Source organism: Devosia marina (assembly GCF_009758415.1).
Taxonomy (GTDB): Bacteria; Pseudomonadota; Alphaproteobacteria; order Rhizobiales; family Devosiaceae; genus Devosia; species Devosia marina.
Genome location: NZ_WQRF01000003.1, coordinates 215823 through 237995 on the forward strand (window position 1 = coordinate 215823; position 22173 = coordinate 237995).

Annotated in this window: 17 protein-coding genes; all 17 read right to left on the reverse strand. The window is 61.3% G+C overall.

Translation table 11 applies throughout. The annotated features are described in order from the left end of the window. Positions 1-83: 83 nt before the first annotated feature. Positions 84-1190, reverse strand: a complete 1107-nt coding sequence (locus GO014_RS12015; RefSeq protein ID WP_210252448.1) for a CehA/McbA family metallohydrolase — start codon at positions 1188-1190, stop codon at positions 84-86. Then, on the reverse strand, positions 1187-4294 hold the full coding sequence (locus tag GO014_RS12020) for an alpha-mannosidase (protein ID WP_157290543.1): 3108 nt from the start codon (positions 4292-4294) through the stop codon (positions 1187-1189). Before GO014_RS12020 ends, GO014_RS12015 begins: the two co-directional genes overlap by 4 nt. 16 nt (positions 4295-4310) lie before the next feature. Then, entirely contained in the window at positions 4311-6764 is a 2454-nt protein-coding gene (locus tag GO014_RS12025) for a hypothetical protein (protein ID WP_157290544.1), read from the reverse strand. 20 nt (positions 6765-6784) lie between these two features. Further along, positions 6785-8017, reverse strand: coding sequence for an HAD family hydrolase (locus GO014_RS12030; RefSeq protein ID WP_343030932.1), 1233 nt, complete (start codon positions 8015-8017; stop codon positions 6785-6787). After that, positions 8014-9078: an ABC transporter ATP-binding protein gene (locus GO014_RS12035; protein WP_246204594.1), complete on the reverse strand. Its 1065-nt coding sequence runs from the start codon at positions 9076-9078 to the stop codon at positions 8014-8016. Before GO014_RS12035 ends, GO014_RS12030 begins: the two co-directional genes overlap by 4 nt. Then, complete coding sequence (locus tag GO014_RS12040) at positions 9071-10105, reverse strand: ABC transporter ATP-binding protein (RefSeq protein WP_210252449.1); 1035 nt, start codon at positions 10103-10105, stop codon at positions 9071-9073. The genes GO014_RS12035 and GO014_RS12040 overlap by 8 nt, the downstream gene beginning before the upstream one ends. Before the next feature lie 4 nt (positions 10106-10109). Continuing rightward, the gene (locus GO014_RS12045; protein ID WP_157290545.1) at positions 10110-11243 is read right to left on the reverse strand and encodes an ABC transporter permease; all 1134 of its coding nucleotides are present in this window, start codon (positions 11241-11243) and stop codon (positions 10110-10112) included. A gap of 10 nt (positions 11244-11253) precedes the next feature. Beyond that, positions 11254-12240 (reverse strand): ABC transporter permease, encoded by a 987-nt coding sequence (locus tag GO014_RS12050; RefSeq protein ID WP_157290546.1) that lies wholly within the window; start codon positions 12238-12240, stop codon positions 11254-11256. A 90-nt stretch (positions 12241-12330) separates the two neighbouring features. Further along, a complete protein-coding gene (locus tag GO014_RS12055) occupies positions 12331-14232 on the reverse strand; it encodes an ABC transporter substrate-binding protein (RefSeq protein WP_157290547.1) in 1902 nt (633 codons plus the stop codon). Between the two features lie 463 nt (positions 14233-14695). Further along, on the reverse strand, positions 14696-15733 hold the full coding sequence (locus tag GO014_RS12060; protein ID WP_343030933.1) for a LacI family DNA-binding transcriptional regulator: 1038 nt from the start codon (positions 15731-15733) through the stop codon (positions 14696-14698). 496 nt (positions 15734-16229) lie between these two features. Next, a complete protein-coding gene (locus tag GO014_RS12065) occupies positions 16230-16781 on the reverse strand; it encodes a hypothetical protein (protein ID WP_157290548.1) in 552 nt (183 codons plus the stop codon). A gap of 102 nt (positions 16782-16883) precedes the next feature. Further along, entirely contained in the window at positions 16884-17885 is a 1002-nt protein-coding gene (locus tag GO014_RS12070; RefSeq protein WP_246204595.1) for a TolB family protein, read from the reverse strand. Then, entirely contained in the window at positions 17816-18376 is a 561-nt protein-coding gene (locus tag GO014_RS12075) for a cupin domain-containing protein (RefSeq protein ID WP_157290549.1), read from the reverse strand. Before GO014_RS12075 ends, GO014_RS12070 begins: the two co-directional genes overlap by 70 nt. 49 nt (positions 18377-18425) lie before the next feature. Beyond that, a complete protein-coding gene (locus GO014_RS12080; RefSeq protein ID WP_116588777.1) occupies positions 18426-19184 on the reverse strand; it encodes a sugar phosphate isomerase/epimerase family protein in 759 nt (252 codons plus the stop codon). Positions 19185-19241: 57 nt separating this feature from the next. After that, a complete protein-coding gene (locus GO014_RS12085) occupies positions 19242-19721 on the reverse strand; it encodes a VOC family protein (RefSeq protein WP_157290550.1) in 480 nt (159 codons plus the stop codon). A gap of 87 nt (positions 19722-19808) precedes the next feature. Next, on the reverse strand, positions 19809-21047 hold the full coding sequence (locus GO014_RS12090; RefSeq protein ID WP_116588775.1) for an ABC transporter substrate-binding protein: 1239 nt from the start codon (positions 21045-21047) through the stop codon (positions 19809-19811). Positions 21048-21073: 26 nt separating this feature from the next. Next, positions 21074-22171, reverse strand: coding sequence for an ABC transporter ATP-binding protein (locus tag GO014_RS12095; RefSeq protein ID WP_157290551.1), 1098 nt, complete (start codon positions 22169-22171; stop codon positions 21074-21076). Positions 22172-22173: the final 2 nt, after the last annotated feature.

A 22173-nucleotide genomic window follows, 5' to 3' on the forward strand; every position in this document is an offset into this window, starting at 1 on the left:
GACTTTGCCTTGTTCATGCCTGCTAGTGGCGTTCGGCCCGCTCGATTGTCAAGTGACGCAGACCAAGCTGACCAATCAAACGCCTAGAAAGCCGGGTTGTAGTTGAAGTAGAGGGGATTGGAGAGGGCAACCATGTTCTGGCTCAGTGCCATGGAGTTGGGCACCGCCGGATAGGGGGCCTGCGGCCCCTCGATCTCGACGCGATAATAATTGCGTTCGCCTGTACCGGGCGTATCGACGAAGCGAACACTGCGCGTCTCAGGGTCGGTAATCAGCGTCGCAAATTCGTCCCGATTGCGGACCACCCGCACGCGATAGCTCGCCTTATCGATGCCACCGCCGGCTAGGCGCACCTCGAAGGTCACCGGCGCGCCAGTCGGTTTGACATTGTCGCCCATCATCATGTCCATCACCCCGTCCCCATCGTGATCGGCGACCAGTTCGACACGCGGATTGAACGGATTGGCGCTGACAGAAGCGCGTCCCGCCGCCATGGCTTCCAGCACGGCCTGTTTGGTGCGCTCCCGCGCATGGACCCAGGTCGTCGGTGTACCGACATAGTTGGCTGTCGCCTCGATGGAGTGGGGCGTGGTCAATTCGGGCGCATCGGGCACGCCGTGATGGGCGTCACTGCCGCCCCGTCCCCCCAGCATGCGCCCCGATTTGAGCATATCATCCCAGATGCGAACGCCGGGGACATTCTTGGGCCAAACGCTGCCGTTCCAGATCTCCACCGAATCCGCAAGGTCGAACGAAAAGCCGTAATGGTTCTTGGTGCTGGGGTGATTGGCCGAAAAATGCACGCCCAGTTCCCGCTTGACCGCCAGCAGGTTCCAGTCGCGATCATCACGATGGTCGAACACCCGCTGGTGGTCATAAGGACCAGTCGAGAGGATATTGATGTGACCGCGATTGGCCGTCAGCTCGGCCCCGTGGAACAGCAGCAGCGTATCCGAATGAAACTCGGGATCGGCCCAGGTATGGCTGGCCACCGCGCCCATGACATGAACGTCGTGGTCGGTGATGGCCAGATAGTCAAAACCCTGGTTCTCGGCAAAGCCGATGATCTTTCCGATCGGGTTATTGGATGAATCGGTGCTGTGCCGGGAATGCAGATGCCAGTCACCCTTGAGCCAGACCCCTTCTCGGGCCTCAAGCGGCGGCAGCGAAGCGGGGATGGCCGGGATCACGCGCCGGTCCCTGTCTGCAACTTGAGGGTCACAATCTGGAACGGTGCCAGTGCCAACTGCACTTTGCCATCTTCGATCGTCAGGGGCTGTGGATCGCGTTCGAGCAGATTGACGATCTCAGCCTGCCTTGTGCCGTCGGGCAGGCGCACGCTCACAGTGCTGCTGTGTCCGTGCGTTTCCCAGATGCGCGCAATCAGGCCCGTGCCGTCTTCGCTGCGCTTGAGCGCCTCGAGCGTCGCGCCCTGCCCGTCCAGTTCCATCAGTGGCCCGGTGGCGGCCTCACTTCCCTGCCCCGCCATCAGCCTCAGAGGCAGATTATAGGCCTCGGCGCGGCCGGGCACATCACTGGCCAGCAGGCCATGATGCACAATGGCCGCATAGCGGAAATGATGTTCGCCCTGATCGGCCTCGGGCCAGGGATAGACCGGTGACTTCAGCAGCGTCAGCCGCACCGTGCTGCCACGCACGTCATAGCCATATTTGCAGTCATTGACGAACGCGACGCCGAAATCGGGTTCGGAAACATCGACCCAGCGATGCATGACGGTTTCGAAGCGCGCCTGATCCCATGAGGTATTGGCGTGGCTGGGGCGACGGACATGACCGAACTGGATTTCCGCGGTGCTTTCCTGGGCCAGCACATCGAGCGGAAACGCCACTTTCACCAGCGTATCGTGTTCATGCCAGTCCACGAAACTGTCGAAGTCGAGCCGGTCGCAATCATCCTCAAGGGAAACGATCTGCACGATGCGCGAGCGCTCGTAGCGCCATTCGAAGCGGATCGCGGCGCGGTGCGGGCCGGTCTCAACCACCTCGGCGCTGACCAGAGCGTCGATTTCCCAGATCTGATCCTCGAAACTATCGTCAATGTCCCAGGCGTCATATTCGACCGGCATGTCGCGATAGGCCTGCAGCCGGTTCGCCGCCTGCCCGGGCTTGATGGTCTCACGCCCACGCCGCTTGTCGAAGAGGGACACCAGATGTCCCTTGTCGTTGAAGCGTGCGGCGATCAAGGCGTTTTCCAGATGATACGCCGAGACCCCGAGCCCGCCAGTGCCCTCGGCCAGATCCGCTTCTGCGCATTGAACTGTCACAACACTGGTTGCCGGCAGGTCCTTGACCAGCACAGCCTGTCGCGTCCGGCCATCGGCCCGATGAATGAGCTGGCTGACCAATGTCTGTCCGCCAATCGTCAGGCTGGAGGGCCGCTCAGCGTCAAACTCGAGCAACCCATCGCGCGACCGACCCAGGGCATTGAGCAGGCCAAAGCCTCCCGCCCCTGCCAGCGCACCTGTCAGTTCACCGCGCAGCCGCTCGGCAATTTCAAAAAGCTGCGCATAATCGCGATCACTGTCATCGAACACACCGCCGATCGAGGTGCCGGGCAGAATGTCATGGAACTGGTTGAGCAGCACGATGCGCCACAGATCGTGCAACTGCTCCGCCGGGTAGGGCACGCCAAGCTGTTCCTGCGCCAGAACGGCCAGCACTTCGAGCTCGCGCAACGCCTGTTCAGCCAGCCGGTTATTGCGCTTGTTCTTGGCCACCGAGGTCAGCGTGCCGCGGTGATATTCCAGATAAAGCTCCCCCACCCAGGTCGGGTAGTCCCCCGGACGCTCCGCCATGCGCTTCAGGAGCCGCTCGAAATAGGGCCGCATGTGCTCATGACGGATGGATGGGCAGCCGGGAATGCCCTTTTCCATGCGGCGGATGTTTTCCAGCATCTCGCGGGTCGGCCCGCCACCGCCATCGCCATGGCCATAGACCATGAAGAGTTCCTTGTTGAGCGCCTGCTGGGCGTGGCGCTTCCAGGTGCCCATCACGAATGTAGGCTTGATGTCGGCATTGTAGGTCGTGCCGAAACCCGTCGCGGTATAGGGCTGGGTGGTCATGAAATAGGCGGCCACCGTGCTGCCATCGATCCCCTGCCAGTGGAAAGTCTCGTTGGGCATGCGGTTGGTGTCGTTCCAGCTCATCTTGTGAGTGACGAACATGTCGACATCGGCCAATTTCATCATCTGCGGCAGGGCCGCCGAATAGCCGAACGTATCGGGCAGCCAGAACACGCGCGGCGTCACCCCGAAGGTGTCTTCGTGATAGGCCACACCATGCAGGATGTGCCGGGCAAACGACTCGCCGCTGGTGATATTGGCGTCCGGTTCGAGCCAAAGCGCCCCTTCGATCTCGAACTTGCCCGCCTCGACCTGCTCTTGCACCCGCTCGAAGATTTCGGGGTAGTCCTGAGCCAGATAGTCCAGCAGCACGCCCTGATTATACATGAAGCGATAATCGGGATATTGCTCCATCAGCGCCAGGGCCGTCGACATTGAGCGCGCCATTTTCTGGCGGGTTTCGCGCACGCGCCAGAGCCATGCAACATCGATATGAGTGTGGCCGGTAACCGTGATAACTGGCTTGTCCTCGAAGTCCTTGGCCGCGTAGATTTCTTCAGCAATCGCCTCAGCCTGTTCGAGCGATGCGGCAAAGCGCGCCGCATCACCGGGCCGGAAATCGATCAGCGCCAGCGCCGCATCCACGCGGTTGAGAATATGGTGCCGCCGCGGGTCGTCCTCGGCCAGCAGGCGCGCCACATCGAGCGGCACGGATAGATCGTAGAACACCTTCTCGACCAGTGCGTCATGCGCCAGCAACGAGAACGACATGCCATATTGCCGGCGATCCTCGATGGTGCCCGCCTCGATCAGGATGTCGAACATCTCGCCGGCCTTGGCAGCAGTGCTCAGCAGCACTTCCTGGTGATTGCCATCGGCGCCCTGGGCGATCCGGCCATTGACCCGGACCAGGCATTGCGGGTCCGAACGGCCACGCGTATTGCCGAACTGCGCATTGACCTTGAGAAACACCCGCTGCCCGTCCGCCGCCTGCGGCATGGCAAAGCGCGTCGCGAACCAGAAATAGCTCTCCGGCTCCCCCCATACCAGCTCGGGACCGACCGCCTCCCAGCCCTGCGGGTCCTCGCCAACGATATCGCTGCGCTGCTCAGGCAGGCCGCGCCGGAAGCGCAGCGGCAAATCCGTCGCGATCTCCGTAAAAATACGCGCGCGCAGGCGACACAGAAGGTGGTCCAGTTTCTTGATACGCATGTCGTTCGTCCTGCCCCTAAAGGGTGCTGATCGTGATGTCCGGCGTCACGCCATGGGCCGGTGGCGGCTGCGGGATTGAATTGACCAGCAGACCTTGTTGCCAGTCGAGGCGCAAATGCACCAGGCTCGGCCCCTCGAGCACCAGCGCGTCTCCGCCATCAAAATACAGCCGGCATCGCGCGATCAGTTCGATGAAATCGGCAAGGGATTCGCCCTGCGCAACAATGACGGCCCACCCCTGTAGCGGTCCGCTGCAACGATATTCAAGCCCCTCTGCGGGCCCCTCGGCAATTGCCTGCAGTGGTCCGGTCGCCTTGAGCGCAACCAGCCCCTCCCCGCCTTCCAAAATAAGCGTGTCACCATGGTGGTGGTGGATCAGACCCGCACGGGCCGCATAGGCGTGGGTGAACTTGAGGCGCGCTTGGGCACCCAGCCGATATTGCAGTAGGGCAATATTCTCGTGCTGGCCCACGCGCGGCAGCGTGCCATTGCCGGCCCAATAGGACGGACGCTGCTGGCCCCAGGGATCGTCCTCGCCCGGATGGTTGATCCAGGCGCGCGCCATGGGATGACTGGCAAAGCGCAGGTCGAGCACATGCTGCTGGTGACCATAGCCGCCCGCCTTGGCGCCGCTATTGGTCGAAAGCTGGACATCGCGCGTTTTGTACAGGCCCAGCGAAGCCGCCGGGCCATAGCCCTGCAGGTAGCGCGCGGAAATCACTTCTCCCGGCTCCGGCCAGGCATAGCGCGCTAGCCCCTCGGGCGGCTCATAGCGGCCCGCCGCAAACAGAGGCAGCGAAGCGACTCCCTTGTTCAGCCACCCCTTGCCAAAGGCAATTGCCGCAAAGGGCGCCAGCTCGGTCAGCGGACCAGCGCGCAATTCCTTGTCATAGGCCCGCCCCATAGACCCCGCTGGGACGCCTTCGAGCGCATGGAGCGCAACCATGGTGAAAATCCGGTCGCACATGGCCCGGGCGCGTTCTGCCAGATCCACCGGCCCAAGCTCGGCCAGTGTCAGCAGCCCGATGAAATCCACTGGGTAATAAGCAGCCGAATTCCACTCGGCCAACCCGTCTTCCTCAACCGCGTCGAACCAGCGCGCCAGCCGCCCGGCGGCCAGTTCCGCCTGCTCTGCCCCGATCCGCCCTGAGGCCGAAAAAATGTCCTCGGGAAAACTCTGACCGGCCAGCAACTGCGCGACGTGAAAACACAGCGCGTGGTTTTCGCTCCAGAACCACATCGCGTCATTGCCCGGCTCATCCACCCAGTAGCGAAAATCGAGCAGGGTCTGGCGGATGCGATCTTGCATCGCAGTTGGCAGCGCCTCGCGGCAGCGGATCCAGACCCAGAGCAAAGGCACCGCAATGAAATCGGCGCAGTCGCGCCGTTCCGCCATAGCCAGCAATGTTTCCTCGATAATGCCGGTAATCCGCGGATCGTCGGTCCTGCCGCTTTCGAGAAGCGCCACGACCAGTCCCATCCGGCTTTCGCCATGGGCAATCGCGTTCTCGAGCGCCAGTCTTTTGCGGCTGGGGAGGTCGCCCCCTAGTGCCATTGCCGAAGCCTGCTGCAGAATGGCGCAGCCGATACTGCGTTCAACTACGCTATCGCCCGCCGAAAAGGTCAGCCGCAGATCGTGATAGCCCTGCGGCAGGTCCCGGCCCTGGCACAACACCAGTTCGGTCGCGCCAGCCGGCAGATCAAATTCTTCGTCGAGCAGCAGGGCCTTGGTGTGCGAAGTCGAAGCAATCACCGCACGAACACGCACCGCCAGGCTAGCCGGTGTGTCGAACAACAGGGTCAGCGCATCGTCGCCCGTCACGACATCGCCGCGTGTGCGGACCTGGGTCGATAGCTCGCGCAACGTCTCGACATGCGCCCCGAGGCTCGCGCCGGGCAGATAGACATTGAGCGCTACATCGTCGAGCAGCACCAGTTCGAAGAACCAGTTGGTATCTCGCTCTGCCATATCCTCGGTTAGCACGATGATCTCGCTGCCACCTGCCTTGATGGGCAGATGCACCACGCTGCGCTGATCCGCATTGCGTGTGAATGGTTCAAAGCGCCCGGCCAACTCACCGTCGACCCAGATATGCATGCCACCGCGTGTGTGCAGGTCGAACGAGCAATAGCGGTCGACCGCGCTGCTCACCTTCGTGCGGCACCACCGCGCCAGCCGCGTCGGCCGGTGCCGGAACTGGCTGAACTCCACCCGACGGTTGTTGCCCGGCAGATACAGCGCCTCGACCGCCCAGTCGGTGCGCAAGGCAACGTTGCGGCTCGCCACGTCCTTCCAGATCGCAACGCGGCAGGGCAGATCGCCGACATCCACGAAACCGTTGACATATTTGTAGTCCTGCGGATCGCTCGCTGGAGCGGGCTCCCCCGGAAAATACTCGGCTTCAACCTCGGACAGTTCCCAGGCGGTCAGACTGTCGCCGCGGGCGATGGTCAGCAAAGGGCTCGACATGAGAAACCTTGTTGAAACGGTCAGACGAATTGTGTGGTCGGCAGCCGGTAAGGCAGCAATGCCTCGAGCCGCTCAAGCAGGGTCGGCAGCTCGGCAGGTGCCGAAATTCTGTAGTCCGGCACCTCCTCAGCATCGGCGGGCGCATGGGGACGAAGGCTCGACCACGCCATGAAGACCGAAGTGATCCCCAACCGATTGGCGCCCTTGATGTCCCTGGAAAGGTTGTTGCCCACCATCACACAGCGCCAGGCGTCTGCGCGCGTGAGGCCAGCGGCCTCCAGCGCGACGTCAAACATGCGCGCGTCGGGCTTGAGCACGCCGACATCGCCGGAGATCACATGGGCATCGAACAGATCCCACAGGCCGTGCTGGCTCAAAACATTCTTGAAGGTCTGGCGCGGACCGTCGGCCACCAGCACCAGCTTGTGCCCGGCGTCCTTGAGAGCATGCATCATTTCCGCCGCGCCGGGGATAAGTTCGCCTCGCAGCACCACCTCACTCCCCGGCTCCTTGATTTCGGTGCGCTCGTCCACGAGCGTGTCGCCGCAATCGAGCAGGATCGCACCAAAATGGGGCAGTTGCTCTGAAAGCCTTGCCAGTTCGCTCTTGACCCGCTTGGGAATCTCGGCCGCAAGCTCGGGCCACGGGAGGATCGGCAGATCCATCTCGAACCGGCGGTAGGCGTGAGCCGGTACAAAGGCGTCTCCCTGCATCTTGAGCCGAGCACGGCGGTGGTCCGCTGCCGAGGCGGAATACTTGCCCGATTTGGCGAAATCATTGCCCAGATGCACGCCCTCTTCGCCTGCCAGCGGGCCGCAAACCGCCTCCAGCCGACGACGCGATCCGGCATCCATGTGGTCCGGGCTGGCCCAGTGTGCATGCTTTCCCGCTTCAACATAGATCACCGGCCGGCCATGCGACATCTGGGCAGAGCCTGCGCCAGCGTCCATGACCAGCCGGCCGCCATGGGAGGAGGCGTCCACGCGTATGACTGCACCGGAATGATCGACATGCACCCACACATGTTCGAGGTCGTAGAGGTGGCCGATATCCCAGTCGTAGTAGACCGCATATTCGATGGTAAGCTCGCCAGCGGGCTCGATCGTGAACTTGGACGAGGGCGAGGGGGCCACGTTGCGGAACACAGTCTGCCCCAGCGCTACCGGCAGGTAGGGCTCATTGCTGTCCAGCATGAAGACCGGCGCATATCTGGCGGCGATTTCCGCGTCACTCAACGGCAGATCTGCGCTCACGTCGTCACTCCGGTCAGCGTCAACTCCTCCGCGAAATGGCAGCGGACCTGCCGCCCACCGGCCACCGCGCGCAGCGCGGGCTCGTCGGTGCCGCACACCGGCTGGGCATAAGGGCAACGCGGGTGAAATGTGCATCCCTTGGGCGGATTGGCCGCATTGGCAATCTCACCCTTGAGCGGCACGCGCTTGCGGGTGCGATTGCCGCGCGGATCGGGTTGCGGAACTGCCGCCATCAGCGCTTCGGTATAAGGGTGCAACGGCTTTGCGAATAGCTGGTCGGTCGGGGCAGTCTCCATCAACCGCCCCAGATACATCACGCCCACTCGATCCGAGATATGCTCCACCATGCCCAGATCGTGGGTGATGAACAGGTAAGTCAGGCCAAACTTTTCCTGCAGGTCCTGCATGAGATTGATGTTTTGCGCCGCCACCGAAACGTCCAGCGCCGACACCGCCTCGTCAGCAGCGATAAAGCTCGGATTAAGCGCCAATGCCCGGGCAATACCGATGCGCTGGCGTTGCCCTCCGGAAAAGGCGTGCGGATAGCGGTTGATATATTCGGGACGCAACCCGACCACCTGCAACAATTCGGCCACCCGGTCGCGGATTTCGCCCTGGCTGCCCACACCGTGGATCAACATGGGCTCGCCCACCAATTGCAGCAGCGTCATACGCGGATTGAGCGAGGAATACGGATCTTGAAAGATCATCTGCATCTCGCGCCGCATAGTGCGCATCTGCCGGTCCGTCAGGTCCGAGAGATCAATGACCTCTCCATTGCCTCTCCGAAACAGGATCTGCCCATCGGTGAGGTCATAGGCCCGCAGCATCAGCCGCGCCACGGTCGACTTGCCCGAGCCTGATTCCCCGACCAGGCCGAAGGTCTCTCCCTTGCGGATATCGAGCGAGACATCGTCGATGGCCTTGATGTGCCCCACGGTCTTTTTCATCCAGCCGGCCTGGATGGGGAAGTATTTCTTCAGCCGGCGCACCGAGATCAGCACGTCTTCGGGCATTTCGCCGACCTGCGGCATTGCGTGGGATGTGGCAGCTTCAGGCATGAACGGGCTCCTGAGCAAACTGGTCTGCGATGTGGCAGCGCGACATCTGGCTGCCGAAGCGTTTTTCCGGAGGCTCCTGCACGTCACACAACCCAGCCAGCGCATGGCTGCAACGGGGGTTGAAGGCGCAGCCGGGCGGCACGCTGAATGGATCCGGTACCATGCCAGGGATGGTCGGCAAGCGACGTCCCTGATCGACACCCAGCCGCGGGATCGAGCGCAGCAGGGCCTGCGTATAGGGGTGCTTCGGGGCATAGAAGATATCGTCGACCGTCGCGGTTTCGACAATACGCCCCAGATACATCACCGACACCCGGTCGGCGATGTCGGCCACCACCCCGAAATTGTGGGTGATGAAAATGATCGCCATGCCCAACTCGGACTGCAACTGCTTGAGCAGTTCAAGGATTTGCGCTTCCGTCGTCACGTCGAGCGCCGTGGTGGGCTCATCGGCGATCAGCAGCGCCGGATCGCAGGAAATAGCCAGGGCGATCATGGCGCGCTGCCGCATGCCCCCCGAAAGCTGATGTGGATAGGCATCGACCAATTGCTCGGGCCGCGGCATCTGCACCTTGGCCAACAGGTCAATGGCCCGTTCCCGCGCAGCAGCGCGACTCAAGCCCATGTGCAGTTGCACCGTACGCATGATCTGACTGCCGATCGTATGGACCGGCGATAGCGCCGTCATCGGCTCCTGGAAGATCATGCCAATATGCTTGCCGCGCACCTGCCGGATCGCGCGGCTGTTGCGGCCATAGGAGGAAAGCTCGAAATGCTCCCCGGAGCGCAATTGCATCTCCACCCGCCCGCCGGCGTCGAGCGCCCTTTTGGGCAGCAACCGCATAATGGAACGCGCGGTGATCGACTTGCCCGACCCCGATTCCCCGACGATCCCGAGCACTTCGCCCTTGTTGACATGATAGGAAACGCCGTCCACCGCCTTCACCAACCCTTCGCGCAAGGGGAAGTGGACCTGGACATTGTCGACATCGAGCAGCCGCTCTGGGGACATGTTGGTTCTGGTCATGGTCTTATTGCCCATAGGGGTCGGCTGCATCGCGCAGGCCATCGCCGAGGAAATTGAAGGCCAGGACGGTGAGAACCACCGCCGCGCCCGGCGAAAGCAACCAGGGGGCCAGCGAGATTGAGCGAAGGTTCTGCGCATCCTGCAGCAGCACACCCCAGCTTACCACCGGCGGCCGCAGGCCCAGGCCGAGGAAGCTCAGCGCGGTCTCACCCAGGATCATTTCTGGAACGGCCAGGGTCAGCGCCGCGATGATATAAGAGGTCATCGAGGGCAGCATGTGCTTGGTGATGATGCGGTATTCGGTTGCTCCGGCCAGCCGGGCCGCCATCACATAGTCCTCATTGCGGATGGCCAGGAACTGTCCGCGCACCACGCGCGCCAGATGCGTCCAGCCGATCAAAGCCAGGATCAGCGTAATCAGCACATAGACCACGATAGGATCCCAGGCGATCGGCAGCGCCGCCGCCAGTCCCATCCATAGCGGGATTGTGGGCACCGACCGGATCAGTTCCATCAGACGCTGAATGGAATTGTCGATCCAGCCACCGAAATAGCCCGAGATCGAGCCAAGCGTCAGGCCGAGGACAAAGGCGAAAACCACCCCGATCAACCCGGCCGACAGCGTCACCCGGCCCCCATGCATCAGCCGCGAGAACACATCGCGCCCCAGATCGTCGGTGCCGAGCAGATTGATCTGCTGCCGCCTGTCATCGACGCCGAACAGGTGGATATTGGACTGGAACAGGCCGAAAAAATTGTAGTCGTCGCCCTGATGGAAAAACCGGATCGGCAGCACGGTTTCAGGGTCCGTCTCGTAGAGCACCCGTGCAGTTTCTGCGTCCCGCTCTCGCGAGAGGCCATAAACGAAGGGGCCGACAAACTTGCCTTCATGGAACAGGTGGATACCGGTGGGCGGGGCCAGCGTCCGCAACCGCTGCACTTCGAAAGGTGCGTATGGGGCCACCATGTCCGCGAACAGCGCGCAAAGCGCCAGGATGACCAGAAACCACAGCGAGATGACCGCCAGGGCGTGTTTGGAAAAGCGGCGCCAGATAAGCTGAGCGGGCGTTGCGGTATAGAGATCTTCCTTGCGGTCCTTGGCAGGCGCAGCGGTCGAGTTGATGGTCTGATCGGTCATGGCCAATCCCTCACGCGTTGCGGATGCGCGGGTCGAACCACGCAAGCAGGATGTCGGAGATCAGCGTGCCCACGACAGTGAAGACGCTGAGAATGAGAATGAAGCTGCCCGCCAGATACATGTCCTGCATCTTGAGCGCCTGGAGCAGCAACGGTCCGGTGGTAGGCAGGTTGAGAACCACGGCCGTGATCACGTCACCGGAAAACAGCGCCGGCAAGGCCCAGCCGACCGTCGAAATAAACGGATTGAGCGCCACGCGAACCGGATAGGTCCAGACAACGCGGGCCTCGCTCAGACCCTGTGCATAGGCGGTTTCAACATAGGGTTTACCCAGCTCGTCCAGCATATTGGCGCGCATGACGCGGATCAGTCCCGCTGCACCGCCCGTCGCCAGCACGACCAATGGAATCCAAAGGTGGCTGAGGAGATTTCCGAGCTTGGCGAGGCTCCAGGGGGCATTCTGATATTCAGGCGAGAACAGCCCGCCCACATCCATGTTGAGATAGGCGAAGGCCAACCACATCAGGATCAGGGCCAGCAGGAAATCGGGAATGCCCTTGCCCAGAAAGCCGAACACCGTGAACAGGTGATCCAGAAACGAATATTGCCGCGACGCCGAATAGACGCCGACCGGGATGGCGATTGCCCAGGTCAGCACCAGGCTGGCCGAGGAGATCGCCAGGGTCAGCATCAGCCTGTCCCAGATCAGGGTTGAAACCGGCGCGTTCCATTCCAGCGAATAGCCGAAATCGCCACGCAGCACGATATCGCTGATCCAGCGCCAATATTGCACGATCATCGGGTCGTTGAGCCCGAACTGGTCGCGCATCATCTCTTCCTGCAGCGGCGAGATGTACTCTCCGGCATGGCGCAATTGCGCGGCATAGGCGGTGACATAGTCGCCGGGCGGAAGCTGAATGATCACGAACGAAATGAACGAGATGAAGATCAGCGTCGGAATCGCCAGAAGGGCGCGGTTGCCGATGAATGCGAGCATGGTGTGGGGTCTCCGGGCCGGACACCATCCTCACATGGCGCCACGGCAAGCCGGGACGGGCGAGCCCGTCCCGGACAGGGTCTTTTGGCTTTAGTCCTGTTCGATCCAGAACTGCTGGGTGCGCGCCAGGCCCACACCGCGGAAGATGTCGTCCTGCACAAGGTTTGCCTGCACATTGTGCATCTTGTCCGAGACGATATTGACCACGGTACCGGCACCATAGACACCGATTACCCAGCCCTGATTGACGAAGATTTCCGCCATCTGGGAGACATAGTCATCGGCGACTTCCACCGAAACCGACTGCGATGCCAGATCCCAAAGATCATAGATCTGCTGCAGTTCAGCGCTCGGCTCCATGCCTTCGGCGCCCTTGGTGTTGTACCACTTGAAGCTCTGGTTGGCGTAGCCGTCCGAGCCCATGATGCGGCGCGGATCGGCCGGCACATAGGTCAGGCGGTCAAACGGAATCCAGTGCATCTGGAAGTCGTTATTGGCGCGATTGTTGTCCCACTGGGTCCGGTCGATCACGCGGGGCAGGAATTCGATGCCGACATCGGCAAAGTTTTCGGCCAGCAGTTCGAGCGTTTTGGCGTGAGCGGCGTCATTGGCCTCCACCACCAGGCTGAACCGCTGCCCATCGGGCCGCAGGCGGAAGCCGGCACCATCGCGTTCGCTCAGGCCCGCTTCATCAAGCAGTTCGTTGGCCAGATCGGGGTCGTATTCAGTCCAGTGGGTCGACAGTTCCTCGCTGTAATAGGGCGACCCCATCACTGGCGCGGTCTGCAACTCCTTTGCCAAACCCGATTGCGTCAGCTCATTGATCAGTTCCCGATCCACGGCAATTGACATGGCATGGCGTACTGCCTCGGTCTCGAACAACCCGCGCAGAACCTCGTCGGTGGTGTTCATATTGGGCACCAGCGACCACACATTGGAGTCCAGGCCCGGCACGATGTGATAGCCGCCGCGCTCCTCGTTCTCCTTGTAGAAGGTGTAGTTATCCAGGCCCATATAGCGCGCCTGCATGTCGATCTGGCCCTGCGCCACCATCAGGTTGAGCGTTTCGGGGTCCTGGAACAGCCGGTGCTCGATGCGATCGATATAGGGCAGTTGGTTCCCTTCCTGATCGACGGCATAATAGTACGGGTTGCGCACCATGGTGACGGTTTCGGCGGGCGCCGGCGTTTCGATCTTCCAGGCGGTGATGACCGGCAGCTCCGGATTGTTCCACCAGCCGGTCAGAGCGCCCTTGGAGCCCCAAAGATCGGTCCAGGCCGCCACATTGTACTTCTCGGCTGCTGCCGCGAGCTCTTCTTGGCTGGCATATTTATCGTTGTACTGGCTCAGATAGTGCTTGGGAAACAGGAAGCTGGGCCGGTCAAGGCTGGGCTCGCCGGTCGAATCCTTGGCCAGGATCTGCAGAAAATAGACATAAGGCTGGGCGAATTTGATCGTGAAGGTCCGCTCGTCCTGAACCTCGAGCTCAAGCGGCACGCCGCCCGGGGCAAAGGTGGGGTCAATCGTCGGCACCAGTGCAGGATTGAGGAAAACGTCGTTGTACCAGAACTCGACATCCTCGGTTGTGACCGGCATGCCATCGGACCACTTCAGGCCCTCGAGAAGTGTGAATGTGAATTCGGTCGAATCCTCGTTGACCGAATAGCTCTCGATATAGCCCGGGGTCAGCACTGCCGTGCCGTTCTCATCCGCAGTCCATTTGAGCACGCGCTCTTCCATGAGCTTGGTCGGTCCCCAGCGGTCGCCCGGACCACTATAGGCGCGACGCCAGACGCCCCCATATTCGCCGACGCTCAGGGCTTCGACCACCGTGGGGTTGGTCGGCAGGCGTTCATCGACCGGTGGCAGGGTCCCCGCCTCTACCATTTCGGTCAACATTGGGGCTTCCTGGAAGGCCCAGGCCGAACCGGCCATTGCCGTTGACGACAGCGCCGCTAGGGCAATCGCCGCGACCCAATTCTTGGCATTCATAGACTTCTCCTCAACTCCAGCGCCTTAAGCCGCCGGGGCGGCACAGCGCATAATTCAGCCATGAGAGGCAGATGACAGTGAATGCAAAAATTTTTGCACGACCCCTCACCTCTCCCTGTCACGTTCAGAATGAAGTGCCGTTTTTCTTGGTTTTTGTGGCAACAGTCATCGTGACGGGAGCATATTTGCCGCCGATTTCATCAAGTGCAATATGAAAAGATTTTCACTAAACTCTCAAAGCCACTTTTTCGCGGTCTCTGAGGTACGTTCTTCCATACAAGACTTGTTGGGGTTTCAATGCCTTAGAAAAACTCTCCGTGTCGACGACCGGTGCGGCAACAGTCTGAAAATAATTTTTCGGCCAGCTATTCCAGGGCAGGCAATACCTGCTCGCGAGGACATTGGCGTAGCCGAGCACCCGGCCTCCGCCTCTTCAAATCCTGTGTCTTGGCAATGGACGATCTCAGCGCAGCGAACGAACGCTGCCCCGAACGGTCAGTCGGCAACCCAGCTCCAGGCGATTGGCCGGCATCCCTGGATCGGCCGCCACAATACGCTGCTCCAGCAGGTTGAGCGCCGCCAGGCCAATATAGTCGAGTGGCACGCTGACCGTTGTCAGTGTGGGCGAGGTGAATTCGCCCAGCGCCACACCGTCGAACCCGACAAGCGAAATATCATTGGGCAGCGAATAATTGGCCTCCTGCAAGGCGCCGATAACGCCAAGTGCCAGATTGTCAGCCGCGCAGAAGATGGCTGTCACCCCGCCAAGACCATCATGCTTGTCGATCCAGCGCCGCATGGCGGCCGCACCCATGTCGGGGAAATAGCCTTCGGCATAGTGGACATAAGCCGTCTCGAGGGACAATTCATTGGCCCGGAACGCATCGAGAAAGCCATCACGGCGCCGCCTGACAGTACCACGCCCCTCCCAGGTCAGGTGCATGATCGAGCGATGCCCCTGCTTGATTAGCCAGTTGGTGGCATAGCGTGCCGCAAACCGGTTGCCCGGCGTAACGCTGTCGATCTGCATTTCATGGTCTTCGCCGTTCATCAGTACGGCCGGAATACGGGAACCCGCGATTGCCCTGAGCAGATCGGCCCGGTCATCGCTGAGCAGCAGGATGCCATCCACCTCGGCCTGACGGGCCTGCTCGACCAATTTGGCACCGCTGAAATTGGGCGTATCCACCTCGATCGGCAGCACTCGGATGGAACGCCGCTCGCATTCGCGCATCAGCCGGCTCAGCAGCGTCCAGGAGAACAGATTGTGCTGATTGTTCGGCAGCGTATCACTCGGCACGGCCAGCATGATGCTGCGCAGCACGGCAATAGTGGCCTTTTCGCGCCGCCGCGCCAGATAGCCCAGCTCCCTTGCGGCGCCCAGAACACGTTCACGCACTTCCAGCGAAATTGTCGCGGTACCGTTCAACACATGGGACACTGTGGACGCCGCAACCTCTGCGCGCGCGGCAATATCCTTGATCCCGACTTTCCGGTTCACCCAGACTACCCCTGGAAATGGCGCTCCATAGCGACTCTATGTGACCTGATGGCGCAATTCGCAACCCGTATCGGGTGGCTTTCCTGATTGGGCGCGGCAAACACGCAGGTCCAGACCGAAAGAAATGCGCCAAGCACCTCAGTCTGGGCGCTGCTCGCCAAGGTTGGCGCGTGGCCGCAAACGAAGATGGTCACAAGCCGTGGGCAGCCCCGCATGCGGATGGCACTCGCAATAGTCGGTGTGTTCGCCACGGATCAGCAGGCGCCGAAGTTTTCGCATCATAGGCACTCCAGACATCGAGATCGGCCTTGTTCTCGCCCATCGCCGAAACGACGGCCGGATCGGCATGCACGGTCACCTGCCCCTTATCGGTGCGGCACTCAAGTGCACCTCCATGTCGCCTGAAAATCGACAATGCCGTCGAAAGCCGTTGGTTCACTGGCAGCCGTGGACGTGTGCCGGATAATCCATCACCCGGTCGGGTGTGAAACTGGCTCTAGCAGTTGACCTGCAACTCGCCATAGCCGGCCAGCCAGGTCGCATTGGCCGAGCGCACCGTCAGTGTGCAGTTGGTGCCGGCCAAGGGAACGGAGCGGCCGACATAAGCCCCGCTGCCATCGGAGAACGAGATGCGTTGCTCGCCAACATCGGCCACCGCAACCCAGCCGCCGGTCCCGCAAATTGGGAAGATGTCACCCGCCGCCACAAGGAATGGGCTGTTCTGCGAGACACAATCGCTACGATTTTCTGCTGCCCTTGCCTGAGAGTCCGGACGCGGCTCCGGGACCACGGTCTCCTCAACAAACTTCTCAATTTGGGTGTCTTCCAGCGCGGACAACCGCTGCGTCAGCGCGTCAACAGATCCCCCAGGTGCCGCTGAGAGGGCGGCCAGGTTCTCCTCAAGGCCGGCCAAGCGGCTCTCAAGCCCCTTCAGCGTTGCGTTCAGCTCGGACATGGAGGTCGCCGAGGCCGTATATTGTCGGCCATAGAGCTCCAGGCTCAGTTTGAGCTGCGCAATTTCCGACGCCGCTTCCTGTTGCGTGTCCACAGTCCGCCCTGGCGCCAAGTACACAAGCTATAGGTTCTCGCGCCCCATAACTTGGCCCGAATGGCACAACGCCAACCTTACCACTCCCCCAAAGCGCCCGCGTCAGGCTAGCATTGGGTAGGAAACAAACGCCAACCGCCGGCTATCCGGCGCCCAAGAATTGACGTTGATGGTCCCCTGTCCGCCGAAACAACGTGCCAGCACGCGGTGGTCACCGCCGTCCGGGGCCAGAAGGCGCAATTCCACATCCTTGTCGGGCGGATGCCCAATAGTGCCTTCGGGATAGCTCAGATAGACCAACCATTGGCCGTCCGGCGAGATATGCGGGAACCAGTTGACGCGGCTATCGAACGTCAATTGTTGAACTTCGCTGCCATCGGAAGCCTTCATTCGGAAGATCTGCGCATGCCCGGGCTGGGAGGCCGCCAATTCGGAATTGAAGTAAAGCCAGACACCATCCGGCGAATATTCGGGGCCGTCGTTCGGCACACTCACATTCGTTAAACGCTGGTCTGGACCACCTGCAGCGGGAATGGTGAAGACATTGACCATCCGCTCGCCTGCCGGACTTTCGACGGCGACATAGGACAAGGTCAGGCCGTCGGGTGAGATGCCGTGCAGATAGTAGTGATGCGGCGTGGCGTGCTCGTTTGACACCCGGCGCGGCGTTCCGCCCGCAAGCGGCACCGCATAAAGGTGGCCATCGTCCGAACTTACATAGGCCGTCGCCCCGTCGGGCGAAAGCACATGGTCGTTATTGAGGTCGGCCAGTTCGCCGGTATCGATCAGCTCTGGCTCGCCACCGCTGACGGCAATGCGAAACAACTTGCCGCCGGCATTGAACACCAGCCAATTGCCGTCCGGCGTCCAGTTGGGGGCTTCGATCACCTCCTCTGCGGTAAAGATCACCTGCTGGTTGCCGTCCAGATCGATGATCGTCAACTCTGCGGACTGGCCTTGACCGAGGCTGCGACCCCGGCGGGGAAAACTGAATTTCATATTTTGTCCTGGCAGTCTGGGGATGACGATGCGGCCTAAACCGGATCGAGGCCATCGCGGAAATCGTTGAGGTCGGCGTCGACCGATGAGGGTGCGTCGATCCATTCAAGCAAGGCTTCCCCAAAGACCGGATCGCGCGCCGGTATGGGCAGCATCATGATGCGCTTGGCCGCGGCGCGGCGGGTTTCCTCGGTGATGTGGTTTTCCTGAATATTGTCCCAATCGCGCCCTTCCGGATAGCCACCGACAACCATGACATCGTCAGACTGATCGACCATGGCATGGGAGACCCCGGCAGGCATCAGCACAACATCGCCGGCAGAGAACCTGATGCGCTTGCCGCCCTGGCCGAACAGGTCCAGCACCATCCAGCCCTTTGCCACGCCGAGGCATTCATGCGTCGTCGAATGGAAATGGGGATAATCATAGATGCCCGGATAGCGCCAGTTGTTGAGCCAGCCATTGGCCCGGAACCGCTCCCGCACAGCGTCCTCGCCGCCACCTTCGACACCATTGCGGTAAACCAGGAGCGGAAAGCGGCTGTTGGGCAGCATTCCATTGGGCCTGGACCAGTGGGACTCGGTTGATTTGGCCATGATATCCTCCTCTTGTTGACGATGCGAGCTATGCCACCCCGTCTGGCGGCTACAGTCCCAATGCCTTGAGATGCTCGATCGAGCGGCGGGCGAAGGCCTGCCAGTCACTGGGATTATCGTGTTCGGTGACGATGTGGTCGGCCTTGGTCTTGCGGAACAGCGGAACCAACCCGGCCCAGTCGATAATGCCGTCGCCAGTGGCGGTCCAGCCATCATCTTCTTTGGTGCCGAGCGGGGCAGTATCCTTGGTCTGGATGACGACGATCCGGTCGGCGAACTTTTCCAGCTCTGCTGCGGGGTCAGCGCCCGCCCGTACGATCCAGCCGCAGTCGATCTCGAACTTCACCCCCGGGCCGCCGGCATCAAAAATATGATCGATCGGACGCGAGCCATCGTCGAGGGGGACGAACTCGAAATCGTGGTTGTGCCAGGCAACTTGCAGACCATGCCTGGCAGCCGCCTCGGCCCCACGCGCCAGCTTTTCGCCTAGTCTGCGCCAATAGGCGACAGTTGGCTCGCGCTCTTCGGCCGTCACATAGGGGGGAATGAGATAGGTCGCGCCCAGTGTCTGGGCGATGTCGACGAACCGGTCCGGCTCATCGACCAGACCCGCAAGCGGCATGTGAAAGCCATAACAGTCAAGGCCGGCATCATCGAGCTGGCGTCGGAACAATGCCGGGTCCGTCTCATAAGCGGGCAGCCAGGGTTCGATGGCGTCATATCCCATCTCCTTCAGAATTGGGAGCTGATCGGCCAGCGGCGGAAAATTGCGCGAGGAGTAAAGCTGATAGGCTTTGCGGTAGGTCATCGGTCGTTCCGGCTAAAGATGTGGCGGCGCCGCTTTCACGCGACGCCCTCGGGCAGGTCAGGGCTGGGCTTCCTTGTCGCTGTCGAATTCAAGCAGTTCGACCATCACGCCCAGGTCCTTGACGGTGTCATAGTAGGCGTAGCGCCCATGGCTGCCGTCGAACTCGCCGCGCTGCAGCAGCTTGTGCCCCTTCGATTCCAGATAGGCATCGCGCTTGGTCAGGTTCCGGGTACGGAAGGCGATATGGTGGCAGCCTGGGCCTTTTTCTTCGAGCAGGTCGCGCCAGGCGCTCTTTTCCGGACCGGGCTGGAGAAACTCGACATCGATATTGCCGAACTGGAACATCATGATCCGGCATCCGACCTCGGCTGGCTTGCCGTGGTAGATGGCCTTGGCCTCGTCGGGCTCTGCTGCCTTACCCTCTTTGGGCATGGGCTTGCCGGTCAGGTCAGAAAACCACTTGGCCGATTTGACCACATCGTCGGTGACGAAGCAGATCTGCATCACTTCGTCTTCATCAAGCAGGCGCTTGTCCATTGTCTTGTCCATTGGGTTGGCGTGTGCCGGGCGGCCCGGAGCCCTAAGGCCCCGGGTCGCGCCGTCGCTGGGATGAGTTGGGAGGGGTCAGCCCAGGATGGTTTCGTAGTTTTCCTGGATCTGCGCGATGGCATCGTCCACGCTCATGGACGGGTCGCTCCAGAAGTTGAACACGACATCCCAGATCGAGTTCTGCCAGTCGGCATCGACCGTCGAATGCGGATTCGGCACCTGGTGATCGGCATCTTCCAGGATGCGCAGCACTTCGACCGAGCAGGCATCCAGCACTTCAGAAGGCGCATCGAGCCGGGTCGGCGTCGAGCCCTTGGCGCTGGCGAAGTCGGCCTGTACCTGGGGATCGGCGACCACTGCGGCAAAATCGAGTTCGGCTGCGTCCACCTCTTCGGACTGGCCACCCAAAATGCCCCAGCTATCGACGGTCACCGGCACCGCCTTGGCGCCCGGTATCTGGATACAACCGAAATCGGTCCCTGCCGTTTTACCGGCAGCGCTCCATTCACCCTTCATCCAGTCGCCATGGATCTGCATCAGGGCCTGGCCGGTGATCACCATGTTGGTGGTCACATTCCATTCACGGTTGGCTGAGCCTTCATCGGCTTCCTGTTGGAAGCGCCGCAGCGTTTCGAGCAGGGTCCGCATTTCGGCGCTGTCGAGAACCGACGGATCTGGCTCGCCGCCATAAACGGCGTTGTAGAACTCCGGTCCACCGGTGGCGGCCGCCAAGGCATGTACCAGATAGCCGACCTGCCATTGCTGGCCACCGATAGCGAGCGGGATGTAACCAGCGTCGCGGATCTTCTGGAAATCGGCAAACATGGCATCGAGCGAATCCCAGGCAGCCGGATCGACGCCGGCAGCCTCGGCCACTTCCATGTTGTAATAGGCCATTCCGTCGATATGGATGGCGGTCGGGATCTTCATGATCTCGCCATCGACCGTGATCGAGCTGACCACGGACGAGGGATATTGTTCAAGGATCCCTTGTTCGGTGAAGAACTCGGTCAGTGGCCGCGCAAGGCCCAGTCCGGCTAGGTCGCGATAGACGCCGGGGCTGGATTCGAGGAACACATTGGGCGGGGTGCCGCCGGTGACCAGGTTCATCAGGTTCACGTTGGAACCGGTATTGTGCGGAATGGCGATGTCAGTCCAGGTGTGGCCCTTGGCTTCCAGGCCATCTTTGAGGACGTTAAGCGCCGCCACTTCCGGTCCCGAAGACCAGTTGTGGTAGATGATCAGGTCTGTGGCGCTTGCCGCGGAGCTGAGCATGAGAGCAGCGGTGACGCCACCCAGGATCGATTTCAACATCTTGGTTTCCTCCCTATTGATGTTGGCTAGATCCGCCGCCCGGTCTGGGCGTCGAAAAGATTGGCCTTGCCGGCCTGAAACTGCACCGGCACGGTGCTGCCGACCCGCAGGCCCGCTGCGAGATCGGGGGCAACCCGAAGCGCGAGCATTTCGTCTTCAAAGGTCAGGTAAAGCGTCGCGTCCGATCCGGTGCGCTCAGCCGACAGCACCGGCGGTGAAAACTGGGCGGTGCCGTCGCTGGCCGCCTCGCCGAGTGTGAAATGTTCGGGACGCATCCCAATAACCACTGGCAATCCGTCCTTCGCCGGGGCCTGGAAGGGATAGTCTGAGACGTCCAGACGGGCCCCGGACTGGAACACCGCTGCGACCTTGCTGCCTTTTACGGCAAGCGTGGCAGACCGCATGTTCATGGCGGGGGCACCGATGAACCCGGCGACAAAGAGATTGGCCGGTTGTTCATAGACCTCGTCGGGCGTACCGAACTGCTGGATCACCCCGCCATCCATCACCGCGATCTTGGTTGCCATGGTCATGGCCTCGATCTGGTCGTGCGTGACGTAGACAACAGTGGACTTCAACTCGTCATGCAGCTTTTTGATTTCCAGCCGCATCTCGGTGCGCAGCTTGGCGTCCAGATTGCTCAATGGCTCATCGAAGAGAAAGACATCGACCTTCTTGATGATGGCACGGCCAATGGCGACGCGCTGGCGCTGTCCACCGGAAAGCTGGGCCGGCTTGCGATCAAGCAAAGGCTCGATCTGCAGCATTTTGGCGACCCAGGCGATGCGGCGCTCGACTTCCTCGGCAGGAAGCTTGCTCGCGGCAAGGCCGAACTTGAGGTTCCCCCGCACGGTCTTGGTCGGATAAAGCGCATAGGACTGGAACACCATGGCTAGCCCGCGATCCTTTGGATCGAGCTCGGTGACATCCCGCTCGCCGATCATGATCCGCCCGTCGCTGACTTCGAGCAGGCCGGCCAGCAGGTTGAGCAAGGTGGTCTTGCCGCAGCCGGAGGGCCCCAGCAGCACCAGGAAATCACCATCCTCGATGGCAAGGTTCAGATCGTCCAGCACAGTGACTGTGCCATAACGTTTGACGATATGTTCGAAACTAACGGCAGGCATTG